General features: G+C 66.9%; 9 protein-coding genes. 3 read left to right on the forward strand and 6 right to left on the reverse strand.

Features of this window, described 5'->3' with window-relative positions:
* Positions 1-109: 109 nt before the first annotated feature.
* The 3 genes from purC to ASE70_RS02280 all read right to left on the reverse strand — a co-directional run bounded on the left by purC (position 110) and on the right by ASE70_RS02280 (position 2,716).
* Positions 110-889 (reverse strand): phosphoribosylaminoimidazolesuccinocarboxamide synthase, encoded by a 780-nt coding sequence (purC, locus tag ASE70_RS02270; protein ID WP_056004061.1) that lies wholly within the window; start codon positions 887-889, stop codon positions 110-112.
* Between the two features lie 91 nt (positions 890-980).
* Complete coding sequence (locus ASE70_RS02275) at positions 981-1,817, reverse strand: hypothetical protein (RefSeq protein ID WP_056501014.1); 837 nt, start codon at positions 1,815-1,817, stop codon at positions 981-983.
* A 62-nt stretch (positions 1,818-1,879) separates the two neighbouring features.
* Positions 1,880-2,716 carry an alpha/beta hydrolase gene (locus ASE70_RS02280; protein ID WP_056501143.1) on the reverse strand — a complete coding sequence of 279 codons (837 nt, stop codon included), beginning with the start codon at positions 2,714-2,716 and terminating at the stop codon, positions 1,880-1,882.
* Positions 2,717-2,887: 171 nt separating this feature from the next.
* On the opposite strand from ASE70_RS02280, the gene ASE70_RS02285 reads away from it, so the two are divergent.
* From ASE70_RS02285 to ASE70_RS02295, 3 genes are all read left to right on the forward strand, one after another.
* Positions 2,888-3,463 (forward strand): TetR/AcrR family transcriptional regulator, encoded by a 576-nt coding sequence (locus tag ASE70_RS02285; RefSeq protein WP_082450545.1) that lies wholly within the window; start codon positions 2,888-2,890, stop codon positions 3,461-3,463.
* Positions 3,464-3,523: 60 nt separating this feature from the next.
* Positions 3,524-5,776, forward strand: coding sequence for a DNA topoisomerase IV subunit A (parC, locus tag ASE70_RS02290; RefSeq protein ID WP_056501019.1), 2,253 nt, complete (start codon positions 3,524-3,526; stop codon positions 5,774-5,776).
* A 76-nt stretch (positions 5,777-5,852) separates the two neighbouring features.
* A complete protein-coding gene (locus tag ASE70_RS02295; RefSeq protein ID WP_082450548.1) occupies positions 5,853-7,586 on the forward strand; it encodes a putative bifunctional diguanylate cyclase/phosphodiesterase in 1,734 nt (577 codons plus the stop codon).
* Here ASE70_RS02295 and ASE70_RS02300 read toward each other — a convergent pair.
* The 3 genes from ASE70_RS02300 to ASE70_RS02310 are packed head-to-tail and all read right to left on the reverse strand — an operon-like array spanning position 7,556 to position 9,902.
* Entirely contained in the window at positions 7,556-8,761 is a 1,206-nt protein-coding gene (locus ASE70_RS02300; protein ID WP_200925587.1) for a CCA tRNA nucleotidyltransferase, read from the reverse strand. The genes ASE70_RS02295 and ASE70_RS02300 overlap by 31 nt on opposite strands.
* On the reverse strand, positions 8,752-9,342 hold the full coding sequence (locus ASE70_RS02305) for a CoA pyrophosphatase (protein WP_056400513.1): 591 nt from the start codon (positions 9,340-9,342) through the stop codon (positions 8,752-8,754). The genes ASE70_RS02300 and ASE70_RS02305 overlap by 10 nt, the downstream gene beginning before the upstream one ends.
* The gene (locus ASE70_RS02310) at positions 9,339-9,902 is read right to left on the reverse strand and encodes a DUF1285 domain-containing protein (protein ID WP_056400511.1); all 564 of its coding nucleotides are present in this window, start codon (positions 9,900-9,902) and stop codon (positions 9,339-9,341) included. Before ASE70_RS02310 ends, ASE70_RS02305 begins: the two co-directional genes overlap by 4 nt.
* Positions 9,903-9,912: the final 10 nt, after the last annotated feature.

Here is a 9,912-nt window from a genome sequence, read left to right on the forward strand (position 1 = left end):
AAAGCCGGGATCCATGGACGGGGTGTCGCCGATGGCACTTGCCGCCGCTGGCGTCGCGCATCCATGGATCCCGGCTTTCGCCAGGATGACGTCCTTGTCGGGTGGAGCTTTACTTCTCGCGCTTCTTGCGATGCGTCTCGAGGTCGAGGACCGCCGAATCCGCGCCTTCGGGCATCAGGCCCAGCCGGCGGGCGACTTCCTGATAGGCTTCGACTTCGCCGCCGAGATCGCGACGGAAGCGATCCTTGTCGAGCTTCTCGTTGGTGGTCATGTCCCACAGGCGGCAGCCATCGGGGCTGATTTCGTCGGCCAGGATGATCCGGCTGAAATCATTGTCCCAGATGCGACCGAATTCAAGCTTGAAGTCGACCAGCCGGATGTTGATCCCCGCGAACAGCCCGGACAGGAAATCGTTCACGCGGATCGCCATGTCGGCCATCTCGTGCAGTTCGTCCTGCGCCGCCCAGCCGAAGCACAGGATGTGTTCGTCCGATACCATCGGATCACCCAGCGCATCGTCCTTGTAATAATATTCGACGATCGTGCGCGGCAGCTGCTGGCCTTCCTCGATGCCCAGCCGCTTCGACAGCGAACCCGCCGCGACGTTGCGCACCACGACCTCGATCGGCACGATCTCGACCTGGCGGATCAACTGCTCGCGCATGTTCAGCCGGCGGATGAAGTGGGTCGGCACCCCGATATTGCCGAGCAGCGTGAAGACATGCTCGGAAATCCGGTTGTTCAGCACGCCCTTGCCGTTGATCGTACCCTTTTTCTGGGCGTTGAAGGCGGTGGCGTCGTCCTTGAAATACTGGATCAGCGTACCCGGCTCCGGACCCTCGTACAGGATCTTTGCCTTGCCTTCGTAGATCTGGCGGCGGCGAGCCATGCGATTCCCTTCGACGAAACGGGCCGGTCCGGGGAATGCCCGTGGCCGGTGTAGAAAGCCGCCGCATAGCCCAAGGGGGCCGGCCGCGCAATCACGCCGCGGGCGCGAACCGCCGCCGCACGAACCGCCGCCCGGCAACGAACAGCCCGGCCACAATCGCAGCGAGCAGCATCGGTGGCAGCAGCAGCCCAAGCAGGTTCAGCAGCGTGCTGAACGTTACGCCCGCCGACCAGCCGAGCAGTTCGCCGGCCTGTGCCAGCGGCGACTGGGTTTCGAAGCCCGGCGCGGCCTTGCCTGATTCGTAATGGAACGCGACCGCCGTTGCATTCAGGAGCGCGCGTTGCCCGGCGGTTTGTGCATCGACGTCCCGGATCGTTCGCCCCAGATCGGCACGCTGTCGCTCCAGTTCCGCCGCGGTCGAACGGTTGCCGTCGGCGATCCGCTTCTCGACGGTGGCGCGTTCGACAATGGCGGCGTTGCGCGCGGTTCTGGCGGCGTCGATGGTCGCGCCGACATCCTCGCCGCTGACATTGACGCTTTGCACGCCGCCTTCGCTGCGCTCGACCACGGCTATCGCATCGCGGCCGAAGCCGCGCGCGAGGGCGGGGACGATGCTGAACTGCAGATCGGCGGTAACGTCGTTCTTCGGCGAGCGGAGATAGCGCATCCCCGTGATCCGGCAGCGGTCCGGACCCAGCCGCTCGCACGCGTCGGTATGGCGTTCCTGGGCTGCCGCGATCCGCTGCGCCGGCAGGCGAAACGCATAGTCGTACCGGAAGGCGACACCCGGCGCGGCCGTCACCTCGACGCCGGGCGGAACATCCTGATCGGTCGATCCCGTCTCGGCGGCGGTATCGGGCCGGCCGCAACCGGCGAGCGCAGCGGAAACGGCGGCCATGATGATGAAGGTCGAACGCGGACGGGACATCGACAACTCCTGCCTTATTTGCGGCCACAATAAGGCAAGAATAAGGCAGGTGCAATCCGGCTCTATGCGACAGGCCCGGCGATCGGTAAGGCGCGCCGGATAGCAGCTTTGGCGGCGGCCCATGCCGGCGTTTCGGGTGCGATCAGTTCGACATGGCCGGTATCCGCGATCCGCCGCGTCACCACCCGGTCGCCGGCGGCGCGGGCGGCCGCGGCAAAGGCCGGTGCCATCGCGGCGGGGACGATCGCGTCCTTCGCGCCGTCGATCAGCTCGATCGGCACCCCGACCGGCAGCAGCTCGACGACCGAGGTGTCGGCGAAGCGATCGGCCCGGTCGCCCCCGACCAGCTGCGCGATGACCTCGGTCCCGCAGCCATTATCGGGGCTGGCCTCGACCGCGGCGAGATCGGGCAGGCCGCCCAGACAGACGACCTGCGCGATCGGCAGCGGATCGCCGGTCGCCAGCGGACTATGCTGGCTCAGGCGATGGCGCGCGGCGAGCCACAGCGCCAGATGCCCGCCCGCCGAATGCCCGACCGCGACGATCCGCGACAGGTCGAGCGCATATGCCCCGGCATGGTCGCGCAACAGGTCGGCCGCCGCCGCTGCGTCGAGAAACGTCCCCGGATAGCCGCCGCCGTCACGGTCGACGCCGCGATAGTCGATATTCCATACCGCGATCCCGTCGGCACGCAGATCGGCGGCGACCCAGTCCATCAGCCGCCGGTCGGCGACCGAACTCTGCCAGCATCCCCCATGCACCATCAGCACCGTCGGCCAGCGCGAGGGCGGATCGCCTGCGGGCAGCCACAGATCGACCACCTGCAACCGGTCCGTTCCATAGCGGAACGTCCGGTCCGGATCGGGGCGCGGTCGCCCGGTCAGGTCCGGCCAAGTCATCGGGATGAAAGATGTGACGCATTCCACCATTGCTGCAGTCCGATCAAAAGTCGCAACCGTACCCAATATGGATAAATCGTATAATAAAGTCGCGCGTGCGGATATTTTTGCGCTACAGGGAAGCGGGGACGGGAATGGCCGGCGATATCTCGGCCGCAAAGGGGCGTTATTGTGGGACGAACTCGTACGATTGAGCGTGACAAGCTGTTGGATGCCGCCGAATCGGTGACGCTGGAAAAGGGTCCGGTCGGCCTGACCATCGCCGCCGTCGCCGAACATATGGGCATCACCAATGGCGGCGTGCAATACAGCTTTCGCAGCAAGGAATCGCTGATCGCCGCGATGTTCGAGCGGTGGCAGGACGAATATGCCGACCGCATCGCCGAACTGGGTAGCGTCGACGACAACTGCCCGGTCCGGGCCCATATCGATTATGCCGCCGACTATAGCGACCGTTCGCGCCGCGGCGCGCCCAGCCTGCTGGTCTCGGTCCTCAATTCGCCGCAGCACATGGTGCTGGTGCGCAAATGGTATCGCGAGCGGATCGATCTGATCGACGTCACCACCGACGCGGGTCGCCGGCTGCGGCTGGCGTTCCTCGCGATGGAGGGCGCGTTCCTGATGCGGCTGTTCGGCCTGATCGAAATGGGCGACGCCGAATGGCAGGGCATCGTCGCCGATGTGGTGGCGCTGGCCGATGGCGAGCCGGCGGCCGGGCGCGAATCCGACGGGCGACAGGCGGCCTGATCCCGGTTCGTTCCATTTCACCTATCGCAGGAGCGGGGTTCGCCTGCTATCGCGGTCGCGATGGCAAGTGAACTGACCGACCCTTCGACACCGATCGGCATCTTCGATGCACCGTTCGACAGCGCCTTGTCCGAGCGGTACCTCGTCTATGCGCTGTCGACGATCACGGCCCGGTCGCTGCCCGACGTCCGCGACGGGTTGAAGCCGGTGCATCGCCGGCTGTTGTGGGCAATGCGGCTGCTGAAGCTCGACCCGGCATCGGGGTACAAGAAATGCGCGCGCGTCGTCGGCGACGTGATCGGCAAATACCATCCGCATGGCGATCAGTCGGTCTATGACGCGATGGTCCGGTTGGCGCAGGACTTCGCGCTGCGCTATCCGTTGGTCGACGGACAGGGCAATTTCGGCAATATCGACGGCGATAACGCCGCCGCCTATCGCTATACCGAGGCGCGGCTGACGCAGGTCGCGATCGACCTGATGGCGGGCCTCGACGAGGACGCTACCGATTTCCGCCCGACCTATAATGGCGAGGAGCAGGAACCCGAACTGTTCCCTGGCATGTTCCCCAACCTGCTCGCCAACGGGGCCAGCGGCATCGCCGTGGGCATGGCGACCAGCGTCCCGCCGCACAATGCCGCCGAACTGTACGAAGCCGCGATGGTGCTGATCGACCGGCCCGACGCGGATGACGCCGCCGTGCTCGCCCATGTACGCGGCCCCGATTTTCCGACGGGCGGCATCGTCGCCGATCCGCCCGCCGCGATCCGCGAGGCCTATGCCACCGGTCGCGGCGGCTTTCGCGTCCGCGCGCGCCATGGAATCGAACGGGAGAAGGGCGGCGGCTGGCAGGTCGTCATCACCGAAATCCCCTATGGGGTGCAGAAGGGCAAGCTGATCGAACAGATCGCCGCGCTCATCAACGACAAGAAGCTGCCGATCCTGACCGATGTCCGCGACGAATCGGACGCCGAGATCCGCATCGTCCTCGAACCGCGCAGCCGCACCGTCGACCCGCAGGTGCTGATGGATGGGCTGTTCCGGCTCACCGACCTCGAATCGCGCGTTCCCCTCAATCTCAACGTTCTCGACAAGGATCGCACCCCGCGCGTCATGTCGCTGCGCGAGGCGTTGAAGGCATGGGTCGATCACCAGTTCGTCGTCCTGCGTCGGCGCAGCGAGCATCGCCTCGCCAGGATCGCCGACCGGATCGAACTGCTCGACGGCTATCTGGCGGCCTATCTCAACCTCGACCGGGTGATCGCGATCATCCGGACCGAGGATGAACCGAAACCGGTGCTGATCGCCGAATTCACCCTCACCGATCGTCAGGCCGAAGCGATCCTGAACATGCGGCTGCGCAGTCTGCGCAAGCTGGAGGAAATGGAGATTCGCGGCGAGCGGTCGAAGCTGGAAAAGGAGCAGGCCGAACTGACGCTGCTGCTGTCCAGTGAGGCCCGGCAACGGACCCGGATGAAGCGCGACCTGTCGAAGATGCGCGACCGCTATGGCAGCGAAACGGCACTCGGAAAACGCCGTACCACGATCGAGGAAGCCGCCCCGGCACGCGAAATTCCGGCAGAGGCGATGATCGAGCGCGAGCCGCTGACCGTTATCCTGTCGCAGCGCGGCTGGGTGCGGGCACTTCGCGGGCATGTCGACCTCGCCTCCGCCGATACCGCCCGGTTCAAGGAGGGCGACGGCCCGGCCTTCGCGTTCCACGCCCACACGACCGACAAGCTGTTGCTGACCACCGATGGCGGGCGATTCTACACGCTGGGTGCCGACAAGCTACCGGGCGGACGCGGCTTTGGCGAACCGGTGCGGGCGATGATCGATCTCGACGGCGATGCGCGGATCGTCGGGTTGTTCCGCGCGGCGGCATCCGACCGGCTGTTGCTGGCGGCGACCGATGGTCGCGGCTTTGCGGTGCGGATCGCCGACGTGCTCGCCGAAACGCGCAAGGGCAAGCAGGTGATGGCACCGCGCCCCGGTGCGAAGCTGAAGATCGTCCGGCCGATCGGGCCGGATGACGATTATGTCGCGGCGATCGGCGACAATCGCAAGCTGCTGCTGTTTCCGCTGTCCGAACTCGCCGAAATGGCCCGTGGGCAGGGGGTGCAACTGCAACGGTTCCGCGACGGCGGCCTGTCCGATGCGCGGACCCTGCGGTTCGTCGACGGACTGACCTGGACGATGGGCGGGGAAACCGGGCGGGTCCGGACCGAGGGCGATCTGACGCCGTGGCGCGCGGCGCGGGGTGCCGCCGGGCGGATGCCGCCCAACGGCTTCCCCCGCGACAACCGTTTCTGACGCACGGCACCTGTCCACGCGAATCGATTGTCGGGTTTCAGAAGCTCTTAACCATCGCCGTGGTACGGCGATGCAAATGGCTTTCGGTCGGCAGTTCCTCTCCGCGTTCAAGGCGCATCCGGTTTCGGACGATTCGCTCGCCGTTGGCGCCGAACCGTTGGGGGTACCGGAAGCGTCGCACGATGCCGACACGGCGACGCTGGACCTGATCCCCGCGCCGACGGCGATCGTCGAATTGATCGACGGGCGACCGGTGTTCACCGCGAACAACCTGGCCTTCCGCGCGGTGGGCTTCGCGCGTGGCGGGGAAGCGGCGCTGCTCGATGCAATCGGCGATCGCATCGCGACCTTTCTGACCTCGACCGAAGCCCGCTGTCGCGTGCCGCTGCAAATCGGTGATTCGGTCGACAGCCACTATTATGACGTCACGCTGGCGCGCCGTCCCGATCGGGTCGCGGCTACCCGCTGCCTGATGACGCTGCTCGATCAGACCGCCGAACAGCGCACCGAGGCCAGCCTGCGGCGGGAGATGAACACCGATTCGCTGACCGGCCTCGCCAACCGGATGGGCTTTGGCGATCTGGTCGACGAACGGATCGCGGACGGCAATCGCGCACGCTATGCGGTGCTGGCGATCAACCTCGACCGGTTCAGCCGCGTCAATGCGTGCATGGGGTCGTTGTCGGGCGACGAACTGCTGATCTCGGTCGCGCGCCGCCTGAAAGGGGTATTGCGCGGCTGCGACGTGATGGCGCGGACCGGTGGCGACGAATTCGCGGTGCTGCTGACGCTGCGCGGGGGGCCGGACGATGCGATGCTGGTCGCTGGCCGCCTGCAGCAGGCGCTGGTCCAGCCGTTCCAGCTGTCCGATTTCAGCATCAGCGTCGACTGCTCGATCGGTATCGCGCTGGGCGAGGATACCGAGGACGAAGCCGAGGACCTGATCCGCCACGCGCAATTCGCGGTGAAACGATCGAAACGGACCGGCCAGACCGAAATCTATCGCCCGCATCTGTTCGATATCGTCCGCAGCCAGTTTTCGATCGAGACGCGGTTGCGCACCGCGCTGGAGGAACGGCAGGTCCGCCTGGCGTTCCAGCCGATCTACGACCTGTCGAACGGCCGCATCAGCAGTTTCGAGGCGCTGGCACGGTGGCAGACGCCCGACGGGCAGCATATCTCGCCGGTCGATTTCATTCCGGTCGCCGAGGAATGCGGGCTGATCGTGCCGCTCGGCCGCTGGGCCATGGACGAAGCGGCGCGGACGCTTGCATCATGGGATCGGCAATCCGGCGGCCATTGCGGTGCCAAGATGGCGGTCAACCTGTCGGCGGTGCAGCTTCAGCGCGACGATATTGCCGCAATGTTCGCCGACGTGCTGTCGCGCCACGACCTGACGGGTGATCGCTTCACCATCGAACTGACCGAAAGCGCGTTCATCGTCGATCCCGACAGCACGTTGCGGACGATGCTGGCGCTGAAGGAGATGCACGCCACGATCGCAATGGACGATTTCGGCACCGGTTATTCGAATCTCGCCTATTTGCAGAAGCTGCCGATCGACAAGCTCAAGATCGACCGCAGCTTCGTGTCGGGCATGCTGGCCGATCGCGACAAGGTGGCGATCGTGCGCGCGATCCTGAGCCTTGCCCAGGCGCTCGGCATGCGGACCACGGCCGAGGGGATCGAGACGCAGGAACTCGAACAGACCCTCGTCGCGCTCGGCTGCGCGTTCGGACAGGGCTATTTCTATTCGAAGCCGATCGACGCCGATGCGGCCTATGCGATGCTGGTGGCGCGCAACGCCTGAGCGACGACGTCGTCGGCGATCGCGCCGGTCCGCGCGGCGTCGGGAAATCCTTCCGCGATCCAGCGATCCTCGACCCTCCGCAACGCCTTCGCGACATCGGGTCCGCGCGCCAGGCCGCGTGCGACCAGCGCACCGCCCGACAGCGGCAGGGCAGGGCGGGTCCAGCCGATCAGGCTCGCCGCTGCTCCCGGATCGCCGGCCAACAGCAACCGGTCGATCGCGCCCTCGATGCCCAGCCTGTATCCCGTCTCCTGCGGGGGCCACGCATCGTTATGGCCCAGCGCCGTGCCGATCCGCTTGCGATGGGCATTCGACAGTTTCAACCGCGCGGTGACACCCTCGGCATTGCGAGCGTCGAGCAGCGCGGCGAGCCGGCGGACCGGATCGGAGGCAATGCCGGCGGCGGCTTCGGCGGCGGCCAGCGCGGCAAGGCGCTCGACCGCCGCCGCATCGATTTCCGGCAGCACCGGCGTCCAGATGCCATGCCCGACCATCAACCGCATCACATCGACCGCGTCGCGCGCGACCAGCATCTTCAGCAATTCATCGGCGATCCGCTCGCGCGACAATGCCATCAGGTCGTTGGCGCGATCGATACAGGCGTTCAGCCCCTCGGCATCGGGCGTATTGCCGAACCGCGCGAGGAAGCGGAAGAAGCGCAGGATGCGCAGATGATCCTCGGCGATGCGCCGCAACGGATCCCCGATAAACCGCACCCGCCCGGCACGCAGGTCGACGATCCCATCGAAATAGTCATGCAGCCGATGGCCGCGCATATCGGCATAGAGCGCGTTCATCGTGAAATCGCGCCGCGCCGCGTCCGCCTGCCAGTCGTCGGTGAAGGCGACCTCGGCATGGCGGCCATCGGTCGCGACATCGCGGCGCAGCGTCGTTACCTCGACCACCGTTCCGTCGGCGACCGCGGTGATCGTGCCGTGGGCGATGCCGGTCGGCACCGCCTTGATCCCCGCCGCCTCCAGCCGCCGCACGACCTCCTGCGGCGGGTGGATCGTCGCGACGTCGATGTCGGCGACATCCAGCCCCAGCAACGTGTCGCGCACCGCCCCCCCAACATAGCGCGCCGCCCCGGCATCGGCGTCGAGCGCGTCGGCCAGCCGGTCGAGCCCGGGGCGCTGCATCCAGTCGGCGGGGGGAAGCGATTCGGTCAGGGCCATGTCAGTCGTCGTGCCAGATTGAGGATCATCGCCGCAGTCGCACCCCAGATGCGCCGCTCGCCGAAGATCAGTTCGTAATAGAATCGCTCGGTCCCCTCATGCCAGCGGCTGCCGACCTGATAGTTCGCCCGGTCGAGCAGGACGGTCAGCGGCACTTCGAAGATCGCATCGACCTCCAGCGGGGCCGGCATCAGCGGCAGGTCCGCCGGAACCGTGGCGAGGACCGGTACGACCTCGAACCCGGTCACCGTGTGATAGCGGTCGAGCGTCGCCACCACGGTCGCGGCCTGCGGTGGCAAGGCGATCTCCTCCGCAGCTTCGCGTAGCGCCGCCGCGACCGGCCCACCATCGGCCCGATCGATGCTGCCGCCCGGAAACGCCACCTGCCCCGCATGGGTGCGCAGGTCGCCGGTCCGCTGCGTCAGCAGCACGCCCGGCTCCGCCCGCTCGGTCACCGCGATCAGCACCGCCGCCGCCCGCCAGCCGCCCTCCGGCATCGGTGCCGCGCCGTTCAGATCGCCGGTCAGCAAGTCCTCGACCGGGTCCGCCAGCCGCGCGCGCAGCCGGTCGGCCAGCGTCATGCCGGCTCGAACGGAAAGAACGCGCCCTCGCTCCACAGCCCGCGCCGGCCGTCCGGCCCCGTCGCCAGCATCTCCACCAGTTCATAGAAGACCGGACGCGCGATCAGCGCATCCATGCCGCCGCGCACGCGCAGATACGGGCGCGGCGCATCTGCGTCCCCTTCGATCCGGATCGGATGCTCGGCATCGGCCACCGCCAGTTCGTCGGTATTCAGCCGGAACGCGATCCGCCCCTGTTCGCCTTCGCCCGACAGCTTCGCCTCGACCGCCACGAACGGCGCATCGTCGACCGCGATCGACAGCTTTTCGACCGGCGTCACCAGCACATGCGCGCCATCGGCTTCCCGCCGCAGGATCGTCGAGAACAGCCGTACCATCTCGGCCCGCGTGATAGCGCTCCCCTGATGATACCAGGTCCCATCGGCGGCGATCCGCATCTCGCTGTCGCCGCAATGGGTCGGGTTCCAGCGATCGACCGGCGGCAATTTCGCTTCGGCGGCAAGGCGTGCGACCTCGGCGAGGGAGAGCGAGGCGAAGTCGGCGGGGGGCTGCATCGGCATGGGCGTCCGT

It is taken from the genome of Sphingomonas sp. Leaf22 (assembly GCF_001421715.1).
In the GTDB taxonomy this organism is placed as follows: domain Bacteria; phylum Pseudomonadota; class Alphaproteobacteria; order Sphingomonadales; family Sphingomonadaceae; genus Sphingomonas.